This is a genomic window from Micromonospora sp. NPDC007220, from assembly GCF_040634035.1.
Lineage (GTDB): Bacteria > Actinomycetota > Actinomycetes > Mycobacteriales > Micromonosporaceae > Micromonospora > Micromonospora reichwaldensis.
In genome coordinates this window covers 1-22,701 of record NZ_JBEYEU010000024.1, presented here as the reverse complement: position 1 = coordinate 22,701, position 22,701 = coordinate 1, and the positions used below count along the sequence as shown (strand labels likewise).

General features: G+C 74.4%; 22 protein-coding genes, 1 pseudogene and 1 riboswitch. Of the genes and pseudogenes, 8 read left to right on the top strand and 15 right to left on the bottom strand.

Going from position 1 to position 22,701, the window contains the following annotated elements:
• Window positions 1-50: 50 nt before the first annotated feature.
• The 3 genes from ABZ573_RS27300 to pdhA are packed head-to-tail and all read right to left on the bottom strand — an operon-like array spanning window position 51 to window position 3,642.
• Window positions 51-1,463, bottom strand: coding sequence for a dihydrolipoamide acetyltransferase family protein (locus ABZ573_RS27300; protein WP_358121857.1), 1,413 nt, complete (start codon window positions 1,461-1,463; stop codon window positions 51-53).
• Window positions 1,460-2,476 (bottom strand): alpha-ketoacid dehydrogenase subunit beta, encoded by a 1,017-nt coding sequence (locus ABZ573_RS27295; protein WP_151453541.1) that lies wholly within the window; start codon window positions 2,474-2,476, stop codon window positions 1,460-1,462. Before ABZ573_RS27295 ends, ABZ573_RS27300 begins: the two co-directional genes overlap by 4 nt.
• Entirely contained in the window at window positions 2,476-3,642 is a 1,167-nt protein-coding gene (pdhA, locus tag ABZ573_RS27290) for a pyruvate dehydrogenase (acetyl-transferring) E1 component subunit alpha (protein ID WP_151453542.1), read from the bottom strand. Before pdhA ends, ABZ573_RS27295 begins: the two co-directional genes overlap by 1 nt.
• Window positions 3,643-3,746: 104 nt before the next feature.
• Between pdhA and ABZ573_RS27285 the strand changes: the two genes are divergently transcribed.
• Window positions 3,747-4,253: an Lrp/AsnC family transcriptional regulator gene (locus ABZ573_RS27285; RefSeq protein WP_132234638.1), complete on the top strand. Its 507-nt coding sequence runs from the start codon at window positions 3,747-3,749 to the stop codon at window positions 4,251-4,253.
• A gap of 22 nt (window positions 4,254-4,275) precedes the next feature.
• Here the strand turns inward: ABZ573_RS27285 and ABZ573_RS27280 are convergent, their stop codons facing one another.
• Both ABZ573_RS27280 and ABZ573_RS27275 read right to left on the bottom strand, forming a co-directional pair.
• On the bottom strand, window positions 4,276-5,247 hold the full coding sequence (locus ABZ573_RS27280) for a DNA primase small subunit domain-containing protein (protein ID WP_358121854.1): 972 nt from the start codon (window positions 5,245-5,247) through the stop codon (window positions 4,276-4,278).
• A 190-nt stretch (window positions 5,248-5,437) separates the two neighbouring features.
• Window positions 5,438-5,668 (bottom strand): hypothetical protein, encoded by a 231-nt coding sequence (locus tag ABZ573_RS27275; RefSeq protein ID WP_151453556.1) that lies wholly within the window; start codon window positions 5,666-5,668, stop codon window positions 5,438-5,440.
• A gap of 215 nt (window positions 5,669-5,883) precedes the next feature.
• Between ABZ573_RS27275 and ABZ573_RS27270 the strand changes: the two genes are divergently transcribed.
• From ABZ573_RS27270 to ABZ573_RS27250, 5 genes are all read left to right on the top strand, one after another.
• On the top strand, window positions 5,884-6,627 hold the full coding sequence (locus ABZ573_RS27270; protein WP_358121852.1) for an alpha/beta hydrolase: 744 nt from the start codon (window positions 5,884-5,886) through the stop codon (window positions 6,625-6,627).
• Window positions 6,628-6,748: 121 nt separating this feature from the next.
• Window positions 6,749-7,480, top strand: a complete 732-nt coding sequence (locus ABZ573_RS27265) for a histidine phosphatase family protein (protein WP_358121850.1) — start codon at window positions 6,749-6,751, stop codon at window positions 7,478-7,480.
• The gene (locus tag ABZ573_RS27260) at window positions 7,464-8,333 is read left to right on the top strand and encodes an NAD(P)H-hydrate dehydratase (protein ID WP_151453546.1); all 870 of its coding nucleotides are present in this window, start codon (window positions 7,464-7,466) and stop codon (window positions 8,331-8,333) included. Before ABZ573_RS27265 ends, ABZ573_RS27260 begins: the two co-directional genes overlap by 17 nt.
• Window positions 8,334-8,480: 147 nt before the next feature.
• On the top strand, window positions 8,481-9,968 hold the full coding sequence (locus ABZ573_RS27255; RefSeq protein ID WP_151453547.1) for a S8 family serine peptidase: 1,488 nt from the start codon (window positions 8,481-8,483) through the stop codon (window positions 9,966-9,968).
• A 112-nt stretch (window positions 9,969-10,080) separates the two neighbouring features.
• Entirely contained in the window at window positions 10,081-10,581 is a 501-nt protein-coding gene (locus ABZ573_RS27250; RefSeq protein WP_327028624.1) for a hemerythrin domain-containing protein, read from the top strand.
• Between the two features lie 42 nt (window positions 10,582-10,623).
• Here ABZ573_RS27250 and ABZ573_RS27245 read toward each other — a convergent pair whose 3' ends face one another.
• Together ABZ573_RS27245 and ABZ573_RS27240 are read right to left on the bottom strand one after the other, a co-directional pair.
• A complete protein-coding gene (locus ABZ573_RS27245; protein WP_327028625.1) occupies window positions 10,624-11,475 on the bottom strand; it encodes a metallophosphoesterase in 852 nt (283 codons plus the stop codon).
• Window positions 11,476-11,564: 89 nt separating this feature from the next.
• On the bottom strand, window positions 11,565-12,371 hold the full coding sequence (locus tag ABZ573_RS27240; RefSeq protein ID WP_358121847.1) for an SDR family NAD(P)-dependent oxidoreductase: 807 nt from the start codon (window positions 12,369-12,371) through the stop codon (window positions 11,565-11,567).
• 172 nt (window positions 12,372-12,543) lie between these two features.
• Window positions 12,544-12,633: riboswitch (ZMP/ZTP riboswitch) on the top strand.
• A 17-nt stretch (window positions 12,634-12,650) separates the two neighbouring features.
• Here ABZ573_RS27240 and ABZ573_RS27235 point away from each other — a divergent pair.
• Window positions 12,651-14,090, top strand: a complete 1,440-nt coding sequence (locus tag ABZ573_RS27235; RefSeq protein WP_327028626.1) for a glycine hydroxymethyltransferase — start codon at window positions 12,651-12,653, stop codon at window positions 14,088-14,090.
• Between the two features lie 308 nt (window positions 14,091-14,398).
• Here the strand turns inward: ABZ573_RS27235 and ABZ573_RS27230 are convergent, their stop codons facing one another.
• The 3 genes from ABZ573_RS27230 to ABZ573_RS27220 all read right to left on the bottom strand — a co-directional run bounded on the left by ABZ573_RS27230 (window position 14,399) and on the right by ABZ573_RS27220 (window position 16,025).
• The gene (locus ABZ573_RS27230) at window positions 14,399-14,800 is read right to left on the bottom strand and encodes a hypothetical protein (protein ID WP_151453552.1); all 402 of its coding nucleotides are present in this window, start codon (window positions 14,798-14,800) and stop codon (window positions 14,399-14,401) included.
• On the bottom strand, window positions 14,797-15,612 hold the full coding sequence (locus ABZ573_RS27225) for a methyltransferase domain-containing protein (protein WP_358121845.1): 816 nt from the start codon (window positions 15,610-15,612) through the stop codon (window positions 14,797-14,799). Before ABZ573_RS27225 ends, ABZ573_RS27230 begins: the two co-directional genes overlap by 4 nt.
• Before the next feature lie 119 nt (window positions 15,613-15,731).
• The gene (locus ABZ573_RS27220; protein WP_151453554.1) at window positions 15,732-16,025 is read right to left on the bottom strand and encodes a hypothetical protein; all 294 of its coding nucleotides are present in this window, start codon (window positions 16,023-16,025) and stop codon (window positions 15,732-15,734) included.
• Window positions 16,026-16,080: 55 nt separating this feature from the next.
• Here ABZ573_RS27220 and ABZ573_RS27215 point away from each other — a divergent pair, with 55 nt between their 5' ends.
• A complete protein-coding gene (locus ABZ573_RS27215) occupies window positions 16,081-16,725 on the top strand; it encodes a TetR/AcrR family transcriptional regulator (protein WP_225852043.1) in 645 nt (214 codons plus the stop codon).
• A gap of 172 nt (window positions 16,726-16,897) precedes the next feature.
• On the opposite strand, the gene ABZ573_RS27210 is transcribed toward ABZ573_RS27215, so the two are convergent.
• The 5 genes and pseudogenes from ABZ573_RS27210 to ABZ573_RS27190 form a co-directional block, all read right to left on the bottom strand.
• The gene (locus ABZ573_RS27210; protein ID WP_358121842.1) at window positions 16,898-18,589 is read right to left on the bottom strand and encodes a ribulokinase; all 1,692 of its coding nucleotides are present in this window, start codon (window positions 18,587-18,589) and stop codon (window positions 16,898-16,900) included.
• 193 nt (window positions 18,590-18,782) lie between these two features.
• A complete protein-coding gene (locus ABZ573_RS27205) occupies window positions 18,783-19,043 on the bottom strand; it encodes a hypothetical protein (protein ID WP_132234668.1) in 261 nt (86 codons plus the stop codon).
• Between the two features lie 67 nt (window positions 19,044-19,110).
• Complete coding sequence (locus ABZ573_RS27200; protein WP_358121840.1) at window positions 19,111-20,439, bottom strand: PLP-dependent aminotransferase family protein; 1,329 nt, start codon at window positions 20,437-20,439, stop codon at window positions 19,111-19,113.
• A gap of 3 nt (window positions 20,440-20,442) precedes the next feature.
• Window positions 20,443-21,567, bottom strand: a complete 1,125-nt coding sequence (locus ABZ573_RS27195; RefSeq protein WP_358121838.1) for an alpha-hydroxy acid oxidase — start codon at window positions 21,565-21,567, stop codon at window positions 20,443-20,445.
• A 110-nt stretch (window positions 21,568-21,677) separates the two neighbouring features.
• A pseudogene (locus ABZ573_RS27190) lies at window positions 21,678-22,595 on the bottom strand (alpha/beta hydrolase); the annotation flags it as partial.
• Window positions 22,596-22,701: the final 106 nt, after the last annotated feature.

The following is a 22,701-nucleotide window of genomic DNA, read 5'->3' as shown; positions in this document are numbered from 1 at the left end:
GACGGCCCCGGCGCCGCCGGGAGGCGGAGCAGGGGCCGTCGCGACCGGGATCAGACGTTGGCGATCAGCACCGCCGGCCGCTCGACGCAGTCGGCGACGTGCCGCAGGAAGCCGCCGGCCACCCCGCCGTCGCAGACCCGGTGGTCGAAGGTCAGGCTGAGCTGCGTCACCTTCCGCACGGCGAGCTGCCCGTCCACCACCCAGGGCTTGTCCACGATCCGTCCCACCCCGAGCAGCGCCGCCTCCGGGTGGTTGATGATCGGGGTGGAGCCGTCGACGCCGAAGACGCCGTAGTTGTTGAGCGTGAACGTGCCGCCGGTCAGCCGGGCCGGGGGCAGCGTGCCGGCCCGGGCGGCCGTGGTGGTCGCGGTCAGCTCGGCGGCCAGCTCGGCGGTGGTCAGCCGCTGCGCGTCCCGCAGCACCGGCACGACCAGCCCCCGGTCGGTCTGGGCGGCGATGCCCAGGTGCACCCCGGCGGACTGGACGATCCGCTGGCCCTCGGTGTCGACCCGGGCGTTGAGCTGCGGGTACCGGCGCAGCCCGGACAGGCAGATCCGGGCCAGCAGGGCCAGGATGCTCACCGGCGCGTCCGGGGTCGCCGCGTTGATCGCCGCCCGGGTCTCCAGCAGCCCGGTGGCGTCCACGTCCACCCAGATGGTCACCTCGGGGATCTCCCGCCGGCTGCGGGAGAGCTTGTCGGCGATCACCTTGCGGATGCCGGTCAGCGGGACGACCAGGTCCTCGGCGCCGGAGACCGCCGACGCGACGGGCTCGTCGGGCACCGCGGCGAGCCGGGCGGCCGGCGTCGCCGCCTCGGCGACGGCGGCCTCCACGTCCGCCCGGCGCACCACGCCGCCGGGGCCGGTGCCACGCAGGGCCGCCAGGTCGAGCCCGTGCTCACGGGCCAGCCGGCGCACGATCGGCGAGATGACCAGGGGCGCCGCCCCGCCCTGCGGGTGGTCGGCCGCGCCGGCCGCAGCCGCCGCCGGGGCGGGAGCCGCCGCCGGGGCGGGAGCCGCCGGCGGTGCGGCGTGGGTGGGAGCCGCCGGGGTGGGATCGGGTGCGGCCACGAGACGGGGCCGCCGACGCCGCCGCCCCGCGCCACCGTGGCCGGTGCCGTAGCCGATGAGGACGTTGCCGGACCCGGCCCGCTCCTCCTCGCGGTAGGTGGCGTGCGCGGCCGGCTCGTCGCCGGCCCCGCCGTCGCCGTCGAGGGGCGCGATGGTGATCAGCGGCTGGCCGACCGGGCGGGTCTCACCCGCCGCGCCGTGCAGCGCCACGACCCGCCCGGCGTACGGGCAGGGCACGTCGACGACGGCCTTGGCGGTCTCCACCTCCACGACGCTCTGGTCCACCGTGACCACGTCGCCCACGGCGACCCGCCACTCGACGATCTCGGCCTCGCTCAGCCCCTCGCCCAGGTCGGGCAGGAGGAAGACCTGCGCCCCGTCCACGGTGGTCACGCCGCGCTCTCCCGGCTCAGCCAGCGCCCGTCGGGCTGGTCGTCCCACTGGAGCCGGGCCACCGTGTCGAGGATCCGGTCCACCGACGGCAGGTGGGTGTGCTCCAGCATCGGCGCCGGGTACGGAATGTCCAGCCCGGACACCCGCAGCACCGGGGCGTGCAGGGCGTGGAAGCAGCGCTCCTGCACCCGGGCGGCGATCTCGGCGCCCACCCCGGCGAAGCCCTGGGCCTCCTGGATCACCACGCACCGGCCGGTACGCCGGACCGAGGCGGTGACGGTCTCGTCGTCGAACGGCACGATGCTGCGCACGTCCACGACCTCCAGGTCCCAGCCCTCCTCACGGGCGGCCTCGGCGGCCTCCAGCGCGACCGGCACCGCCGGCCCGTACGCGACGAGGGTGGCGTCGCGGCCGGGGCGACGCACGACCGCCCGGCCGATCGGCGCGGCGCTGGCCGGCAGTTCCGCCTCGGCGCTGGAGAAGTAGAGCTTCTTCGGCTCCATGAACACGACCGGGTCGGGATCGTCGATCGCCTGGCGCAGCAGCGAGTACGCGTCCTCGACCGTCGCCGGGGTGACGACCTTCAGGCCGGGGGTGTGCGCGTAGTACGCCTCGCTGGAGTCGCAGTGGTGCTCGACGCCGCCGATGCCGCCGGCGTACGGCACCCGGATGACGATGGGCACGCTGAGCGCGCCCCGGGTGCGGTTCCGCAGCTTCGCCACGTGCGAGGCGATCTGCTCGAACGCCGGGTACGCGAACGCGTCGAACTGCATCTCGACCACCGGGCGCAGCCCGGACATAGCCATGCCGACGGCGAAGCCGACGATGCCGGCCTCGGCGAGCGGCGTGTCGAAGCAGCGCTTGTCGCCGAAGCGGGCCTGGAGGCCGTCGGTGATCCGGAAGACGCCGCCGAGCGCGCCGACGTCCTCGCCGAAGACGACCACCCGGTCGTCGTCGAGCATCGCGTCGGCGAGCGCGGCGTTGAGCGCCTTCGCCATGGTCAGGGCGGCCATCAGCGCTCACCCTCCTCGTCCTGGGCGGCGGCCAGCTCGGCGCGGACCTGCTCGCGCTGCTCGACCAGTTGCGGGGTGGGCTCGGCGTAGACGTGGTCGAAGAGGCTCATCGGGTCGACCGTCGGCTGCGCGTTCATGCGGGTGCGCAGGTCGGCGGCGTACGCCTCGGCCTCCTCGGCGACCGCGGCGACGGCGGCGTCGTCGAGCGCGCCCCGGGCCCGCAGGTACGTCTCCAGCCGGGCCACCGGGTCCCGGTCCCGCCACGCCTCGACCTCGGCGCCGTCGCGGTAGCGGCTCGCGTCGTCGGCGTTGGTGTGCGCCTCCATCCGGTAGGTGTGCGCCTCGACCAGGAACGGGCCCTTGCCGGAACGGGCGTGCTCCACCGCGCGGGTGAGCACCGCGAGCACGGCCACCGGGTCGTTGCCGTCGACCTGTTCGCTGGGCACGCCGTAGCCCACGCCCTTGTACGCCAGCGACGGCGCGGCGGTCTGCCGCGACAGCGGGACGCTGATGGCGTACCGGTTGTTCTGCACGAAGTAGACGACGGGGGCCTTGAACACGGCGGCGAAGTTGACGCCCTCGTGGAAGTCGCCCTCGCTGGTCGCCCCGTCACCGATGAACGCCAGCGCGACGGTGTCGCGCCCCTGGTAGGCCTCGCCGTAGGCCAGCCCGGCGGCGTGCACGCACTGGGTCGCCAGCGGGGTGCACTGCGGGGCGGTGTGCCGCTCGGCGGGGTCGTAGCCGCAGTGCCAGTCCCCGCGCAGCAGGGTCAGCACCTCGACCGGATCGATGCCGCGGGAGACCAGGGCCATCGACTCGCGGTAGGTCGGGAAGACCCAGTCCGTGTCGCGCAGGGCGAGGACGGCGCCGACCTGGCAGGCCTCCTGCCCGCGCGAGGATGGGTAGACGGCCAGCCGGCCCTGCTTGGTCAGGGCGGTGGCCTGGACGTCGAAGCGGCGGCCGACGACCATCCGCCGGTGCATCTCGACGAGCGCCTCGACGGGCGGCTCGGGGTAGTCGGCGGGGGCGCGCAGTGGCGTGCCGGTGGGGTCGAGCAGGCGGACGGGCTCGGTGGCCGGGAGCAGCGGCTTGGCCGGGTCGGGCGGGGTGGCCTTCCGACGGCTGCGCGGGGATGCCCTGCGGACCGCCTCGGGTGTGGTCGTCACGGCGGGACCTCCTGGACGTGTGGTGGGCCTATGCTCCTGCTGTCGGATGATTGACTCAAGATCCAGGACAAACGCGGGACGGATGGCATGGGACAGGCGGCGAGATGAGCCAGGAGTCCGGGGGCGCAGCGGAGCCGGTGGCCGGAACGGGACGTTCGGCGCGACCGTTGGACGACGTCGACCGGCGGATCCTCGACGAGCTGGTCCGCGACGGCCGCACGTCGGTGCGTACGCTCGCCGAGCGCATCCACATCTCCCGCACCAACGCGTACGCCCGGGTCGAGCGGCTGCTGCGCGACGGGGTGATCACCGGTTTCCGGGCCCAGGTCGCGCCCGAGGCGGCGGGGCTGGGCACCTCGGCGTACATCGCGTTGAAGATCGAGCAGAACACCTGGCGGGAGGTGTCGGCGGAGCTGGCCCGGGTGCGCTACATCGAGCACGCCGCCCTGCTCGGCGGCGACCACGACGTGCTGGCCCTGGTCCGGGCGCCGGACAACGCCACCCTGCGCGACGTGGTGCTGGGCCGGGTGCAGAGCATCGCCGGCGTGCTCTCCACCCGCACCTGGCTGGTCTTCGAGGAGTTCGACGGCGAACGCAGCCCGTGGGAGTGAACGGGCGCAGCGGTCTGCCCGCTCAGCGCTCCGGTGGGGCCTCCAGCCCCTCCCGGTCGGCCAACTCCAGCAGCGGTTCCAGGGAGAACCGCCGGTCGTCGAGGCCGGCGTGCGGGTCGCCGCGCTCGGCGAACCGGGCGGGCATCGTGGTCACGGCGAAGTCCTCCGGCCGGGCGTCGTCCAGCTCCGACCAGTCCAGCGGCGCGGAGACCAGCGCCTGCGGGGTGGGACGGATCGAGTACGCCGAGGCCATCGTGTGGTCCCGGGACATCTGGTTGTAGTCGACGAAGACCGGCCGGTCCCGCTGCTCCCGCCACCACGTGGTGGTGACCAGCTCCGGCAGCCGGCGTTGCATCTCCCGGCCCAGCGCCAGCACCGCCCGCCGGCAGTCGCCGAAGCTCCACCGGGGCTCGATGGAGAGGTAGACGTGCAGGCCCCGCCCGCCGGTGGTCTTCGGGTAGCCGGTCAACCCCAGCTCGGTCAGGAACGCGTGCACCTCGTGGGCCACGGGCACCACCTGGTCGAAGCCCACCCCCGGCATCGGGTCCAGGTCGATGCGCAGCTGGTCGGGCCGCTCCACGTCGGCGGCGGAGACCGGCCACGGGTGGAACCGCAGTGTGCCGAGGTTGGCCGCCCAGATCACCACCGCCAGCTCGCTCGGCGCGACCTCGTCGGCCGTACGCCCGCTCGGGAAGGTGATGTGGGCGGTGCGGACCCACTCGGGCGCTCCCGCCGGCAGCCGCTTCTGATAGAAGGCGTCGCCCCGGCTGTCCTGCCGGGTGCCGATCTTCGCCCCCTCGAACACGCCGCGTGGCCACCGCTCAAGCATGGTCGGGCGGTCCCGCAGGGCGCGCAGGACGCCGTCGCCGACGGCGAGGAAGTAGGACACCACGTCCCGCTTGGTCAGCCCGAGTTCCGGGAAGTACGGCTTGTCGGGGCTGGAGACGCGCACCAGCTGCTCCCCCACCTGGATCTCCTCGGCCGGCGTCGCCACGCCTGACACCGTAACCCGCCCGGCCGGCCGGCACGGGCCCGCGCGCCGACACCTCGGCCGGCACATCCCGACACGGCCCTGCGTGCCGACACCTCGGCCGGCTGCCGGCACGAGATGGCGCGCTCCGGGCGGCCGTCCGCGCGGCGGCCGGGCGGGCAGTCTCCGGCCGCCCGGCCGCCGGCGGTCGAACTCAGCTCATCTCCTCCTGGAGGCGCGCCAGGAGCATCTTCTTGCCCTGTTCGCCCGCCTTGCGGTTGTTCTCCTGGATCTTCCGGAACCAGGTGGCCAGTTCCGTGTCGCCCCGCGCGTCGGCGTCGGCGACGTAGTTCTCCAGCTGCCAGATGTGCTGCAACGACATCTGCAGCGCGTGGATCAGGTCGTAGTTCTGGTCCTTCACCGGGCTCGCCGGCTCCCTGACCATGGTGGCCACGGCGCACCTCCCCGTCTCGGTGATCGGTGGAGGCAGCGCTTACCCGACCCGGCCCCGATCACGCCCCGGCCCGCCGGGCGCACCGCCCCCGGCGGGCCGGGTCGGGCCGGAACGGGACGCCAGTGGACGGCTCCGTCGGCCGTCGGCCGTCGTACCGGTGGGTTACGGTTCGTCGACCATCGGTGACCGGCACGGGGAGAGAGATCGTGGGCGAGCCTGACGGACCACTGACGACGGCGACGTACGTGCTGATTCCCCCCGCGGGCAGCGGGCCCTGGTACTGGCACCTGCTGGCCGAGCAGTTGCGGGACCGGGGGCACGACGTGGTGGCGGTCGACCTGCCGTGCGCCGACGACTCGGCGGGGCTGGCGGAATACACCGACGCCGCCGTCCAGGCCATCGGGGACCGCACGGACCTGGTCGTCGTGGCCCAGTCGTTCGGCGCGTTCACCGGTCCGCTGCTGTGCGACCGGGTCCACGCGGACCTGCTCGTGCTGCTGACCCCGATGGTGCCCGCCCCCGGCGAGTCGCCGGCCGAGTGGTGGGGCAACACCGGCTACGCGCAGGCCAGGCGGATCCAGGCGGAGCGCGAGGGCTGGACGCCGGAGCAGGACGAGGACCCGAACGTCGTCTTCTTCCACGAGCTGCCGCCCCGGCTCGTCGAGGAGGCCACGGCGCACGCCCGGGACCAGTCCGGCACGCCGTTCGAGAAGCCCTGGCCGCTCGCCGCCTGGCCGGACGTGCCGACCCGGGCGCTGCTCTGCCGGGGCGACCGCTTCTTCCCGATCGACTTCCTGCGCGGGCTGGTGTCCGAGCGGCTGGGCATCGCCCCGGACGAGATGGACGGTGGGCACCCGGTGGCCCTGAGCCGGCCACGGGAGCTGGCGGACCGGCTGGAGGAGCTCCGGCGGGAGGCCCGCGGGGTCGCCCGACCCGCCCAGCGGGGTTGAACGGCGGGTGGACGACGGAGGGCCCCCGCGGCAACGCGGACCCGGCCGCGGCGGCGCACACGGTCCCGCCCGGCGGGCTGGCGCGGTTACCCCGGGCGGGCTGGCGGGTAGGGGTTGCCGCATGGCGGAACTGGCGACGCTCTGGATCGTCCGGCACGGCGAGAGCACGGCGAACGTGGCGGCCACGGCGGCCGAGGCGTCCGGCGCCGAGCTGATCGACCTGACCCACCGGGACGCGGACGTGCCGCTGAGCCCCACCGGGGAGGAACAGGCGCGGGCCACCGCGCGGTGGCTGGCCGGGCTGCCCGAGGCCCACCGGCCCGACGTGGCGGTGGTGTCGCCGTACCTGCGGGCGGTGCGGACCGCCGAGCTGGCCCTGGCCGGCACCGGGATCCCGCTCACCCGCGACGAACGGTTGCGCGACCGGGAGCTGGGCATCCTGGACGGCCTGACCGGGCAGGGGGTGCGCCGGCGGCACCCGGAGGAGGCCGCGCGCCGCGACCGGCTCGGCAAGTTCTACTACCGGCCGCCGGGCGGGGAGTCCTGGACCGACGTGGCACTGCGCCTGCGTGCCCTCCTGGGCGACCTGCGCCGCGACCACGAGGACCGGCGCGTGCTGCTGTTCGGCCACGACGCCCTGGTCTTCCTGACCCGTTACCTGGTGGAGGGGCTCACCGAGACGGAGCTGATGGCGTTGACCCGCGAACACGTCATCGCCAACTGCTCGATCACCGGGTGGTCCGCCGGCGCCGACGGCCGGCTGACCCCGGACGTGTTCAACGACGTCGGTCACCTGCACGAGCAGGGCGCCCGGCCGACCAGGGAGGACGAGGTCCATGCCGAACCGGTCTGACACCCGGGTGATCACCCCCGGTCTGCTGCGGGACTGGACGCTGCCCGTGCCGACCGGCGGCAAGGAGGCCCGGGGCACGGTGCTGGTGGTCGGCGGCTCACGCTTCACCCCCGGCGCGGTGCTGCTCGCCGGGGTGGCCGCGCTGCGGGCCGGGGCCGGTGTGCTCCAGCTCGCCGCCGCCGAGTCCACCGCCGCCGCGCTGAGCATCCAGGTGCCCGAGGCGCTGGTGGTGGGGCTGCCGGAGACCACCGACGGGGCGGTCGCGGGGCAGCCCGGCGAGCTGCTGGGCGAACTGGTGGCGGAGGCGGACGTGGTGGCCGTCGGCCCCGGCCTCAAGGACATCGACGAGACCGGCCGCCTGCTGCGTCTGGTGCTCGACGCGGCCGGTCCGGAGACGTCGCTGGTGCTCGACGCGTACGCCCTGGGGGCCCTCAGCCACGCCCCGGACCTGCTGGTCGGGTCCGGGCGGCCGGTGGTGCTCACCCCCAACCTCACCGAGGCCCGGCACCTGCTCGACCGGGAGCCCGGCGACGACCTCGACGCCGAGGCGACGGAGCTGGCCCGCCGGTACGACGCGGTGGTGTCGCTCTACGGCCACATCGCCACCCCCGACGGCCGGAGCTGGCGGGAGGAGAGCGGCGACGCCGGCCTGGGCACCTCCGGCAGCGGGGACGTCCGCGCCGGCCTGCTGGCCGGGCTGCTGTCGCGGGGCGCGCAGCCGGCACAGGCCGCGTGCTGGGCGGCGTTCGCCCACGCGGTCAGCGGTCAGCGGCTGGTCCCCCGGTTCGGCCGGATCGGGTTCCTCGCCCGGGAGCTGCTCGACGAGATTCCCCACACCCTGGCGACCGTCTGACACCTTTCGTCCGGACCCGCGCAGGCGTGTAACGCCAGCTCACGGCGCGACGCTGGTGGTTGCGGAGGCAGGCATCCCGCCCGCCTCCCGCCGGCCGCTCCCCGCCAGGGGGCGTACCCCGGCTGGAAACAGCCCCTGGGAGTCTGTGTGAAGAACCTCCGTCGCAAGACACTGGCTGCCGCGTCCGCCGTGACGCTCGGCGTCGGCCTCGCCGTCGCCGGCGGGGTGGCCCCGGCGGCGTCGGCCGCCGGCCCGGACACCACGTTCCTGGTGCTCGCCCCGCAGGGTGACAAGACCGACAAGGCGGCCGCCCGGGTGGCCGCCGCCAACGGCACCGTGGTGGCCAGCTACGACCAGATCGGCGTGCTCGTCGTCCGGTCGACAAACCCCGACTTCGTCACGGACGTGGCGGGCGCGGGCGTCGACTCGGTGGCGTCCACGGCCGGTCTGGGCAGCGCCCTCGACGAGGGCGAGACCCTGGAGGTCTCCGCGGCCGAGGCGGCCAACACGACCGCCGACCCGACCAAGGAGCCCCTCTTCGGTCAGCAGTGGGACATGCCGATGATCGACGTCCCGCAGGCCCACGCCGTCAACGCCGGCCGCGCCGACGTGGTGGTGGGCGTGCTGGACAGCGGCATCTCGTCCAGCCACCCCGATCTGGCCACCCAGATCGCGAAGAACAAGAGCACGTCCTGCATCGGTGGCGTCACCGACACCACCGAGGCCGCCTGGAACCCGACCACCTCCGACCACGGCACCCACGTGGCCGGCACCATCGCCGCCGCCGTCAACGGCGTCGGCGTGACCGGGGTCGCCCCGGGCGTCAAGGTGGCCGCCGTCAAGGTGGTCAACGACGACGGCTACATCTTCCCGGAGGCCGCGGTCTGCGGGTTCATGTGGGCCGCCGAGCAGGGCATGCAGGTGACCAACAACAGCTACTACATCGACCCGTGGCAGCTCAACTGCCGCAACGACGCGCGCCAGCGTCCGGTGTGGAAGGCGGTCCAGCGGGCCCTGCGTTACTCGCAGGGCAAGGGCGTGCTGCACGTGGCGTCCGCGGGTAACAGCAACTGGGACCTCGCCCACAAGATCACTGACACGGGCAGCCCGAACAACGGGACGCCCGAGGAGCGCGCGAACCTCACCAACTCCTGCCTCATCCTGCCGGGCGAGGCGCCGGGCGTGGTGACCGTGTCGGCGGTCGGCCCGACCGGGCAGAAGAGCTACTACTCCTCCTACGGCCAGGGCGTGGTCGAGGTGACGGCGCCGGGTGGCGACACCCGCTTCCGTACCCGGGGGGTCAGCTCGACCTCCTCCGACGGCATCCTGTCCACCACCTACAACACCACCACGAAGACCAACGGCTGGGGTTACAAGCAGGGCACCTCGATGTCCTCGCCGCACGCCGCCGGCGTGGCCGCCCTGGCGGTCTCGGCGCACCCGGGCATGGCGCCCGGTCAGCTGTCGGCCTTCCTGGGCAACACCGCCGAGGCGATCTCGTGCCCCGGCGGCGTCTACAACCCGGTGCCGCTGATCGCGGCCGGCCCGAACGCCTACGACGCGAACTGCTCCGGCGGCAAGCGCAACGGCTTCTACGGCTTCGGCATGGTCAACGCGTACAACGTGGTGCGCTGACACCACGGCACGACAGTGGCAGGGCCCGGCGGTTCACCGCCGGGCCCTGCCCGTTTTGGCTGCTCACCCCGGGGGTACGGGAGAAGTCGTCAGCCGAGCGAGGAGGTCAACGGTGTCCACCGATGCCATCGTCCTGTTGAAAGAGGACCACAAGGAGATGCGCCGCCTGTTCAAGGCGTTCCAGGATGCCGAGGAGGGTCCGGCGGCGCGGCGGCAGAAGCTGGTGAACGAGATCCTGGAAGCCCTCACGGTCCACACCTACCTCGAGAACGAGGTGATGTACCCGGAGGTCCGCAAGCTCCTGCCCGACCTGGAGGACGACATCCTCGAGTCGTACGAGGAGCACCACGTCGCCGACGTGCTCTGCGCCGAACTGTTCACCATGGACGCCGGCGACGAGCGCTTCAACGCCAAGACCACGGTGCTGATCGAGAACGTCCTGCACCACGTCGAGGAGGAGGAGCAGGAGTGGTTCCCGAAGGTGCGCGAGGCCCTCGGCCGTAAGCAGCTCCAGGAGATCGGCGAGCGGATGATCGCACTGCGCGCGGACGCGCCGCGCAAGCCGACCGACCCGAAGGCGATCAAGAAGTCGCTGGACGCCGTGGCGGCCTGAGCGGACGAACCTCCACGGGCCCCGGTGCGCCGGGGCCCGTCGTCACGCCGGGGGCGCGGGCAGGATCCGCCGCAGCGCCGGGGGCGCGGCCCGGGGCCGCCACTCCCGCGGGTAGCCCACCGAGACCTCCTCGAAGCGCACCCCGTCGTGCCAGGTGGTACGGGGAATGTGCAAATGGCCGTAGACCACCGCGGCGGCGTCGAAGCGCAGGTGCCAGTCGGCGGTGGACTCGGTGCCGCACCACTGGGCGAAGATCGGGTAGCGCAGCACCCGGGTCGGCTCGCGCAGCAGCGGCCAGTGGTTGACCAGCACCGTCGGCAGCCCCGGCTCCCGTTCGGCGAGCCGACGCGCGGCCTCGGCGACGCGGGCGGCGCACCACGCCGACCGGCTCGGGTACGGGTCGGGGTGCAGCAGGAACTCGTCCGTGCACACGATCCCCGTCCGGTACGCCTCTTCCAGCGCCGCCTCGGGGGTGTCGAACCCGTCCGGGCGCCAGCTGTGGTCGTAGAGCAGGAACAGCGGCGCCACCAGCACCGGGCCGCCCACCCCCCGCCACACCGGGTACGGGTCCTCCGGGGTCAGCACGCCCAGCCGCCGGCAGGCGTCCACCAGGTACGCGTAGCGCGCGGCCCCGCGCAGCGCCACCGGGTCGGCGGGCGGCGTCCACAGCTCGTGGTTGCCCGGCGCCCAGACGACCTTCGCGAAGCGGCGGCTGAGCAGGCCGAGGGCCCACTCCACGTCGGCCACGGTGTCGCCCACGTCCCCGGCGACCAGCAGCCAGTCCTGCGGCGACGCGGGGCGCAGCCCCTCGACCACCTCCCGGTTGCCTCGGTGACCGACGTGCAGGTCGCTGATGGCGAGCAGGCTGCCGCCCTCGCCGTCCTCCCCCGCCATGCCGCTGATCCTAGGCAGCGGCGCGCCCGGCCGCGAGGCCCCCGTCCCGGCGGCGGGCCGCACGACCCGCCGCCGGGACCCGCAAGGGGTCAGCTGCCGGAGCCCGGCTCGGCCATCCTGCGGTGCTGCGCCGCCTTGAGCTTGTCCGGGACGATCTTGCCGGCGGCGGTCTGCACCTTGTTGAGCAGCGAACCCGCAGTCACCGTCTGGTCGCCCCGCAGCATCGCCGCGAAGCCCTGCTCGGCCACGGTGCGCGGGTCGTCCTTGCGTCCCGAGCCGACCCGGGTGTCCGCCATCTCGGCACGGTCGAAGAACTCCGTGTCGGTCGGCCCCGGCATCAGCGAGGTCACCGTCACCCCGGTGTCCTTCAGCTCGTTGCGCAGCGCCTCCGCGAAGGACTGCACGAACGACTTCGAGGCGTTGTAGACGGCCTGGAAGGGTCCCGGCATGGTGGCGGCGATCGACGAGGTGAACAGGACCCGCCCGGCGCCGCGCCGCACCATGGCGGGCAGCAGCAGCTTGGCCAGGTGCACCGTCGAGCGCACGTTCAGGTCGACGACGGCCAGCTCGTCCGCGAGCGTGGTGCCCCCGACGAACTCCCCACCGGCGCCCCGCCCGGCGTTGAGCGCCAGCGCGTCGACCGGGCGGCCGGCCGCGGCCACCGCCGCCGCCAGCTCCTCGACCCCCTCGGCGCGGGTCAGGTCCACCCGGACGGGATCCACCCGCGGCCCCCCGTCGCGCCGCAGCCGCTCCGCCACGGTGCCGATCCCGTCGTCCTCGGCGGCGACAACCAGGTCGTACCCGTGCTCGACGAACTGGACCGCCAGCTCGTACCCGATGCCGCTGGACGCGCCGGTCACCACGGCGAACGGCCGGCCCGTGCCCGATGTGGTCATCTGCTCGTCACTCCCCTCGTCGGCGGGCGGCCCGTGCACCCGAGGCCGTCCCGGATGTGCTGTGCCCCGGTCCGGGCCGCCTAACCCCCACGTCCGCACCCGCCCACCTCGCCGGGGTCCCGCCGCCGGGGCGAGGTGGGCCGGGAACCGCCGAGGTCGACCCGGTAGGATCGGCGCGGGCCGTGACTGGCGCGTTGGGATGGAGAACCATCGGGAAGCGGTCCCGTCATGAGGACGCATGCCGAGCGCCTGGGCCTTCCGCACGTCACTGGAGGTCGCATGTCGTCGCTGAACGCCGAATCCACCGCCTTCCGCAGCGCCCTCGAGGTGATCCGCGCCGTCGAGCCCCGGGTGGCCGACGCCATCGGCGCCGAGCTCGCCGACCAGCGCGAGTCGCTCAAGCTCATCGCCAGCGAGAACTACGCCTCCCCCGCGACCCTGCTGACCATGGGCAACTGGTTCAGCGACAAGTACGCCGAGGGCACCGTCGGGCGCCGCTTCTACGCGGGCTGCCAGAACGTCGACACCGTCGAGGCGCTCGCCGCCGAGCACGCCCGGGAGCTGTTCGGCGCCGCCCACGCGTACGTGCAGCCGCACTCCGGCATCGACGCCAACCTGGTGGCGTTCTGGGCGATCCTGGCCGACCGGGTGGAGTCGCCGGCGCTGAAGAAGGCCCAGGTGCGGCAGGTCAACGACCTGACCGAGGCGGACTGGTTCGCGCTGCGCCGGGAGCTGGGCAACCAGCGGATGCTCGGCATGTCGCTGGACGCCGGTGGCCACCTCACCCACGGGTTCCGGCCGAACATCTCCGGCAAGATGTTCGACCAGCGCAGCTACGGCACCGACCCGGTCACCGGCCTCGTGGACTACGACAAGGTCGCCGAGGCGGCCCGCGAGTTCAAGCCGCTGATCCTGGTCGCCGGCTACTCGGCGTACCCGCGGAAGGTCAACTTCCGGATCATGCGGGAGATCGCCGACTCGGTCGGCGCCACCTTCATGGTCGACATGGCGCACTTCGCCGGCCTGGTCGCCGGGAAGGTCTTCACCGGCGACTTCGACCCGGTGCCGCACGCGCACATCGTCACCACCACCACGCACAAGTCGCTGCGCGGCCCGCGCGGCGGCATGGTGCTCTGCCAGCCCGAGCTGGCCGACCAGGTCGACCGGGGCTGCCCGATGGTGCTCGGCGGCCCGCTGCCGCACGTGATGGCCGCCAAGGCCGTCGCCCTCGCCGAGGCCCGCCGCCCCGACTTCGCCGACTACGCGCAGCGGATCGTCGACAACGCGCAGGCGCTCGCCGAGGGGCTGCTGCGTCGCGGCGGCAAGCTGGTCACCGGCGGCACCGACAACCACCTGGTGCTGATCGACGTCTCCGGCTACGGGCTGACCGGCCGGCAGGCCGAGCAGGCGCTGCTCGACTCGGGCATCGTCACCAACCGCAACTCCGTCCCGCAGGACCCGAACGGCGCCTGGTACACCTCCGGTATCCGGATCGGCACCCCGGCGCTGACCAGCCGGGGCCTGGGCACCGCGCAGATGGACGAGACGGCCGAGCTGATCCACACCGTGCTCAGCCAGACCAAGCCGGGCGCCAACCCGGACGGCACCCCGTCCAAGGCCAAGTACGTCCTCGACCCGGCCGTCGCCGACCGGATCAGCAAGCAGGCCAGCGACCTGCTGAGCGGCTTCCCGCTCTACCCGGCCGTCGACCTCGGCTGAGCGCCGCCCACCGCGACGACGCCGCCGGCCACCCTCGGGTTCCGGCGATCGTCGCAGCACCCACCCCCTGGGGACAGCGATGACGTCGGCATCGACAAGCGCCCGGTGATCGGTGGCGCAACGGCCGGAACCCGGGTGGAAGCAGGATGGGGGCGGCGCCGGCGACCCCGGCACCGCCCCCTGTCCGAGGGGTACGTCGATGAACTCGGTCGCACCGTTCGTCGCATCGGTGATGTCGCCGGGATGCACCACGTCGTCGTGGCGGTAGTTCGTCCAGGACACCTGGCCTGCGCGGCGGTCGTCGGCGGCTACAGCCGCTCGAAGCTCTCCATGCCGGCGAGTTCGAGCACCTTGATCCGGGTCGCCGGGCATTCCTGCCGGGTCTGGTCGTCGATCTGACGGCCGGTCGGCACGGCGCCCTGCTTCTCGTACCAGGAGTAGAGGTTCACGGTGAGGTTGGCCATCGTGCCCGTCTCGGAGCCGATCCCCCTCAGCGTCGGCAACTGGCCGTCCAGGTAGGCACACACCTCCTTCGCCGACACCGGCGTCGCGCCACCGGCCGGAGCGGATCCGATCGCGCTGGACGCGGCGTCGGCTGCTGCGGGGGTGCCCGCCGTGGCCCCGGAGGGCTCGGGCGCGCCGCCGTCGGCACAAGCCGTCAGGGCGAACACGAGACAGAGGGTCGGCGCGAGCATTCGGATCGATCTCATCGGTTCTCGTCCTGACATGGTTGTCGGTGGTGGGCGACCGGCGGCGGGGCCGGGGCGGACGGCTTGTCAGCCTTGGCGGCGATCGCGGTGACGAGCCAGAGGCCGGCGGGTAGTCGGTAGCCGACCCCAGGTTCACGAAACCGGTCGAGCAGCCGGGCCGCCCCCGCCCGGGCCGAAACCTGCCCAGCCAGCGGAGCCGCCCGGTACGCGGCACCGGCGGGGCCGACCTCGATCAGCCACTCGGCCACCGCATCGGCGTCGTCCGGAGCATTCATGACGACGTCACACGGCGTGATCGTGACGGCGGTCAAACCGGCGATGGTGAGGACGCGGACGAGCCGCGCCGGGTCGGCGAAGGAGAACGGACCGGGCTCGTCACCCACCGGCAGCGGTGGTAACGGCCCGAGGTGCGGTGCTGCGCCGAGCAACGCCGCGGACATCCACGGGTTGACGCTGCCGTCGCGAAAGACGGTCGCGGCGAGGCGCCCTCCCGGGCGCAGGGACCGCCGGATCGTGGTGCAGCCGGCGACCGGATCCGCCAACAGCATCAGGGCCATTCGCGAGTACGCCGCGTCGAACGGTGCCCCCGGCACGACATCGAGGGTCTCGATGTCGGCCGCGTGGAACCGGATACCCGGGTACCGGTCCGTGGGGAACCGTTGCCGGGCGGCGGTCACCATCGCCTCGGCGATGTCGATACCGACCGCCGCGCCGGTCTCGCCGACCGCCGCGGCGAGTTCGGCCGTGGTGCCACCGCAGCCGCAGCCCACATCAAGGATGTGTTCGGCGGGCCGCGCGGCCATTCGCTCCATGGCCGGCGCTCCCAGCGGCCGGCCGATCTCGTCCTGCCGATCGGCGTGCCGAATCCAGCCAGCCGCCGCTCCCGTCCAGAAAGCGGTGTTGTGGGACCGCAAGGTGGCGGCGTCGGCCATCAGAACGGCATCTCGGCACCGTCGACGCTCAGCGATCGGAAGCTGGCCGCCTTCGTCGGGTCGAAGCCGTCCTCCTGCGCCGCCAAGCCTGCGGCCCGGACCAGCCGTTCGGACTGGAACCGACGGAACGCGGCTTCGTCCTGCCAGATGTTGATGATCCGCCAGCCACCCTCGGTCGGACCGGCGACATGGGCGACGAGTCCCGGCGGCCGGTCCGGTCCGAGGTGTCGCTCCACCTGCTGGTACTCCGCCTCGCTGACGCCGGGCATCTCCTGCAACACACCGAACGGCATGGCCGCTCCTTTCGATAGAGTCAGAATCTATCCAATAGAGCACTACACTTGACCAGTGGTTGTCAAGAGACGCTATGACTCTTCCCGGCGGCAGGAGCAATCCCGACAGACCCGGCGGGCGATCCTCGAAGCGGCTGGTCGGTTGTTCGTCGACCCCGGCTACGCGGCCACGCCGCTGACCGTCGTCGCCGCGGAAGCCGGCGTCGCGGTCCAGACGCTCTACGCGGTGTTCGGCAGCAAGCGGCAACTGCTCTCCCATCTGGTTGACGTCACCCTGGCCGGTGACGACGAACCGGTGGCCCTGCCGGACCGGCCCTTCGTCGCCGAGATCCGCGCGCTCGCCGATCCCCGCGCCAAGCTCGCCCGCTACGCCCGCCATCTGGTCGAGGTGAACGCCCGGCAGGCCCAGGTGATGCTCGCGTTGGCCGCAGCGGCCACAGCCGATCCGGACGCCGCCGCGATCTGGCGCAAGAACATCGAGGAGCGCCGCCGCGGCATGGCCATGTTCGCCGCGGAACTCGTCGGCACGGGAGCCCTCCGCCCTGACCTGGACGTCGAACAGGTGGCCGACATCCTCTGGCTGGCCCAGGACGTCCGCAACTTCGACTGGCTCGTCCGGCAACGCGGATGGCCGCTGGAGCAGTACCAGCGGTGGTATGTGGACACCGTCAGCGGCGCCACCATCGCCGGTGCCGAATAGCGGACAGGCTCAGCCACTCGGGGACTCGAACCTCGACCTCTTCGATCCAACCAGGAGAAGGAAGCGCCCCCGTGGCGTCCTTGCAGCCAGGACGGGCATGGTCTAACAGCAGCACGACGCAATCCGCTCGAGCCGTGGTTCCCACGGCTCACGCGTCACGGTGTCGCCGAGATCAAGGTCCTGTCCTCGCGCGGTGGCGGAGGGTGCGGAGGCGGTGCAGGACGTCGGTGCCGCCCCGGCCGAAGTGGTCGTGCAGGGCGCGGTACTCGGCGTACAGGTCGTCGTAGGCCGCCGCCCGGGCCGGGTCGGGGTGCCAGGTCTCGCGCCGGCCGGCGCCCATCGCCGCCGAGGCGGCCGGCACGTCCGGGTACGCCCCGGCGGCGACCGCCGCGTGGATGGCCGCGCCCAGCGCCGCCGGGTGGGCGGAGTCCAGCACGTGCAGCGGCCGGCCGAGCACGTCGGCGTAGATCCGCAGCAGCAACCGGTTGGCGGTCAGCCCGCCGGCCACGGTCAGCTCGTCGACGGCCACCCCGGCGGCGGTGAACGCGTCGACGACGGTCCGGGCGCCGAAGGCGGTGGCCTCCAGCAGCGCCCGCCAGATCTCCTCGGGGCGGGTGGCGAGGGTCAGTCCGACCAGCACGCCGCTCAGCTCGTGGTCCATCAGCACCGAGCGGTTGCCGCTGTGCCAGTCCAGGGCCAGCAGCCCGTGCCCGCCCACCGGCTGGTCGGCGGCCAGGGCGTCCAGCAGCTCGTACGGGCTGAGCCCACGGCGCCGCGCCTCGTCGGCGTAGCCGGCCGGCAGGGCGGTGCGGGCGTACCAGGCGAAGATGTCGCCGACCCCGCTCTGTCCCGCCTCGTAGCCCCAGGCCCCGGTGGTGACGCCCCCGTCGACCACGCCGCAGACGCCGGGCACCTCGCGGTACGCCGCCGCGTTCATGATCAGGCAGGTGGAGGTGCCGAGCACCGCAAGCATCCGGCCGGGCTCGACGGCGCGGGCCGCCGCGGCGGTGACGTGCGCGTCGATGGCGCCCGCCGCGACGGCGGTCCCGACCGGCAGCCCGGTCCACGCGGCGGCTGCCGCGGTGAGCCCGCCGGCCCGGGCGCCCACGGGCACGAGCGGACCGTCGACGCGCGGCAGCAGGCCGTCGAGGCGGGGGTGCAGGGCGCGCAGGAACTCCGCCGACGGGTACCGCCCGTCCTGCCGCAGCCCCTTGTAACCGGCGGCGGAGACATTGCGGGTCTCCCGGCCGCAGAGCTGCCAGACCAGCCAGTCCGTGGTCTCGATCAAGCGCTCCGCCCGGTCGAAGACCGCCGGGTCCTCCTCCAGCACCTCCAGCGCCTTGGCGAGCTGCCACTCGGCGGAGACCCGGCCGCCGTAGCGGGGCAGCCAGCGCTCGCCGCGTGCGGCGGCGACGTCGTTGATCCGGGCGGCCTGCCGCTGGGCCGCGTGGTGCTTCCACAGCTTCGGGTACGCGTGCGGCCGGCCGCCCAGGTCGGGCAGCTCGCAGAGCGGGGTGCCGTCGGCGAGGGCGGGCAGCATCGTGCAGGAGGTGGCGTCGACGCCGATGCCGCACACGTCCCCGGGCCGGATCCCGGCGGCGCGCAGCGCGGCGGGCACCGCGACGCGCAGCACCTCGCGGTGGTCGTCGGGGTGCTGCAACGCCCAGTCGGGTGGCAGCGGCGTGCCGTCGGGCAGCCGCTCGCTGATCACCCCGTGCCGGTACGGGTGGACGGCCTCGCCCCGCACGGCGCCGTCGGCGACGTCGACCACGACCGCCCGGCCGGAGAGGGTGCCGAAGTCGACGCCGACGACGAACCGGGCCGGCCCGGCCACCGGCCGCGTCGCGCCTTCTCCTGCCGCCACGGCTGCTCCCTCCCGCCGCGGCGCGCCGGCACCCGGGCGGGCGACCGGTCGGCGGCGGCGGGAGGAAACGGTAGCAACACCGCCGCGCCCGCGGCACGTGCCCGACAGCCGGCGGCCCGCCCGGGGAGCGGAGGGGTGAACGGACGGAGGTAACGGAGCCGGGGCGGCGGGGAGGGAGGGGCGGACCGGGTCGTCAGGCCACCGGCCGCTTCAGGTGGTAGCGGTGCACCTCGGTGCTGCCCTGGACGTTGTTCACGTCCTCGGCGGCGGAGACCAGCTCCCAGCCCTCCCGGCCGGCCCGGTTGAGGTGCGCGATCGCCGTGTCGCCGTACGCGGTGATGTCCCGGCGCGACCCGTCCGGGCCGTACCAGGTGAAGCTGACGTGAAAGGCGCGGCCCTGCCCCTGATAACGGCGGACCAGCAACGCGTACTCCCAGGCGACCATGGCGTCCATTATGAGTGTCCACCCAGGACGGCGGAACACGGGCAGTCGCGCTTTGCCATGCGGTGAACGCGGTGTGTCATCCCACCTCGGCGTTCGCCGCCCGGCGGGCCGTCTCGTCGGCGACCAGCGCGGCCAGCCGGTCCAGCCCGAGGTCGATCTGCTCCGGGGTCACGGCGCTGACCGACAGCCGCAGCGCGTCGACCGGGGCGCCGTCGTCGTAGAAGTGCGCCATCGGCGTCCAGAGCAGGCCGTACTCGCGGGCGGAACGGTGCAGCAGCGCGTCGTCGACCCCGAACGGCACGGTGACCACGACGAAGAACCCGCCGGCCGGGACGTTCCACCGCACCGGCGAGGTGCCCGCCGGGAAGCGCCGGGCCAGGCCGTCCACCAGGTGGCGCAGGTTGCGTCCGTACGCGGCCCGCTCCCGGACGGTGGCCGCCACGAGGCTGCACCCGTGCTCCAGCAGCGCCCCGCCGACGACCGCCTGGGCGATCGGCGAGGTGTTCACCGTGACCATGCTCTTGATCTTGGCGAGCTGGTCGGCGAGCAGCCCCACCGTGCCGTCGGCGCCGGCGACGCGCTGGTCGGCGACCACGTAGCCCACACGCGCGCCGGGCAGCACCGTCTTGGCGAACGAGCCCAGGTAGACCACCCGCCGCGCGGTGTCCAGCGCCTTCAGCGTCGGCGGCCGACCCGACTCCGCGGCGGGGAAGAGACCGTACGGGTTGTCCTCCAGCAGCAGCAGGTCCTCCTCGGCGGCCAGGTCGAGCAGCCGCCGCCGGTCGGCCAGGCCGATGCTGGTCCCGGACGGGTTGGCGAAGTCCGGCATCACGTAGCAGGCGCGCGGGCGCAGCCCCGCCGCCCGGGCGAGGCGCACCTGCTCGCGCAGGTCGGCCAGGTCGATCCCGGCGGGGCCGCCCCGCACCGGCCGCACCGGCAGGTCCAGCAGCCGGGCGGCGCCGGTCAGCCCCACGTACGTCGGGGCGACGGCGAGCAGCACGTCGCGCGGGTCGGCCCGCAGCGCCCGCAGCACCAGGAACATCGCCTCCTGGCAGCCGACGGTCACCACGATCGCCTCCGGGTCGACCGTCAACTGCTCGTCGACGGCGAGGTTGCGGGCGACGAGGTGGTGCACGATGCCCTTGGTGCGGCCGTACTGCAACAGCGTCCGGTGCACCTGCGCGGGGCTCTGCCCCAGGTCGTCGGCCAGGTGCCGGCGGAACGTCTCCAGGTGCCGGTGCAGCGCCGCGACGTCGAAGAACTCCTCGTACGGCCGGCCGGCCGCGAGCGACACCGCGTCGGGGTAGTGCTGGGCCACCTCGTTGAGGAAGTTCATCGAGTTCAGCGCCGGGTCGTCGACCGCCGGGTGCAGGTCGGCCACGCGCAGGTCCACCGTCTCCGTCACCGGTCAGCCCTCCCTGATCACGCGCAGCTCGCGGGCCGCCTCCGGGTCGGCGCAGCCGGCCAGCGCGAGGGCGTCGCGGAACTCGCCGGCCAGCAGCGCCAGCGCCGTACGCGCCCCGGCCTCGCCGCCGGCGGCGAGCGCCCACAGCATCGGCCGGCCGACCAGCACCCCCCGCGCGCCGAGGGCGAGGGCGCGCAGCACGTCGACGCCGTCGCGTACGCCGCTGTCCAGCAGCACCTCGCACCGGTCCGCCACCGCCGCCACCACCTCCGGCAGCACGGTCGCGGTGGCCGGCGCCCCGTCGAGCTGCCGGCCGCCGTGGTTGGAGACCACCACGGCGTCCGCGCCGGCGGCCACCGCCAGCTCCGCGTCGCGCGGGTCCAGCACGCCCTTCACCACCAGCGGCAGGGCCGTACGGCCGCGCAGCCACTCCAGGTCGGCCCAGGTCAGCGCGGGCGCGAAGACCTCGCCGGTGTGCGCGGCGATGGCCGAGACCCCCGGGGTGGCGGTGTGCGCGAGGTCGTCCCGGCCGGCCGGCAGGTTGGCCGCCACGACCTGCGGCGGGATGGCGAACGCGTTGCGCACGTCGCGCCGCCGCGGGCCGAGGATCGGCACGTCCACGGTGACCGTCAGCGCCGTGCAGCCCGCCGCGTGCGCCCGCTCCAGCAGGTCGGCGACCAGGCCCCGGTCACGCAGCCAGTAGAGCTGGAACCAGACCGTCGCACCGGTCTCCGCGATCTGCTCGATCGGCACGCTGCTCAGGGTGCTGGCCACGTACGGCACGTCGGCCGCGCGGGCGGCGGCGGCCAGCGCCAGCTCCCCGTCGGGGTGCACGAGCCGCTGGTACGCCATGGGCGCCACGGCCACCGGCATGGCGTACGACGCGCCGAGCAGCCGCGCCCCGGTGCGGGGGGTGTGCACCCCGCGCAGCACCCGGGGCAGCACGGCCACCCGGTCCAGCGCGCGGCGGTTCGCGGCGAGCGTCGTCTCGGCGCCGCTGCCGCCGTCGACGTAGTCCCACACGTCGGGCGGCAGCACCGCCCGGGCCGGCCCCGCGAAGTCGGCCAGGCTGGCCGGCGACGGCTGCGCCACCGGCAGGTCCGACTTCGGCAGTACGCCCTCCACCATCACCGCTCTCCCTTCCCACCGGCGCCGCCCCCACTGGCGGTCGCCGCGCTGCCGGCCGTTCCACCGCCCGCCGCGTCGCCGCCCGCCGCGTCGCCGCCCGGCGTGCCGAGCCGGCCGCGCAGGAACGCGGCGGCCTGGTCCTGGGCGCGGCGGCCGTCGTCGAACGCTCCGGGCATCGCGAAGAAGCCGTGGATCATGCCGGCGTACCGGGTGAGGGTGGTGGGCACGCCGGCCTCGCGCAGCCGGTGCGCGTACCGCTCCCCCTCGGCGCGCAGCGGGTCGTGCTCGGCGGTGATCACCAGCGCCGGCGGCAGACCGGTCAGGTCCGCGGCGAGCAGGGGCGACGCCAGCGGGTGCCGCGCGTCGGCCGGGTCGGTGAGGTAGTGGCCCCGGTACCAGGCGACCGAGCGGCGGTTGAACAGCAGCGGGTCCTCGCCGTCGCCGTCGGGTACGGCGCTCTGGTCGGTGTTCGGGTACACCAGCAGTTGCGCGGCGAGGCGGGGCCCGCCGCGCTCCCGGGCCAGCAGGGTGACGGCGGCGGCGAGGTTGCCGCCGGCGCTGTCCCCGCCGACCGCCACGCGCTCCGGGTCGACGCCGAACTCCTCCGGGTGCGTGGCGAGCCACGCGGTGGCCGCGTGGCAGTCGTGCACGGCGGCGGGGAAGGGATGCTCCGGGGCCAGCCGGTAGCCGACGGTGACCACCTGGCAGGGCACCGCGTTGGCGAGGCGCCGACAGATGCCGTCGGCGGTGTCGACGCTGCCCAGCGTCCAGCCGCCGCCGAAGAAGTAGACCAGGGTGGGCAGCGGCCCCTCCCCCGCCGGCCGGTGGATGCGCACCGGCAGGTCGCCGGCCGGGCCGGGCACGTGCGTGTCGCGTACCTCGTGCACCGGCTCGACCGCGCCGCCGCCCGCGCGGATCGCGGCGAGGTCGGCGGCGCGGGCCTCGGCCAGGGTCTGGGTGTACAGCGGCGGGGTGCCGGCCGCCGCGCGGGCGGCCCGGTACGCCGCCACCTGCGGATGGACGCTCACGCGGGCCCTCCTCGGGTAAGGCGGCGCGGGGGGGGGGGGGGGCCCCCCCCCCCCGCCGGGGTGAAAGGGCGCGGCCTCGCCGCCGGACCGGGTTGGCCCCCCCCGG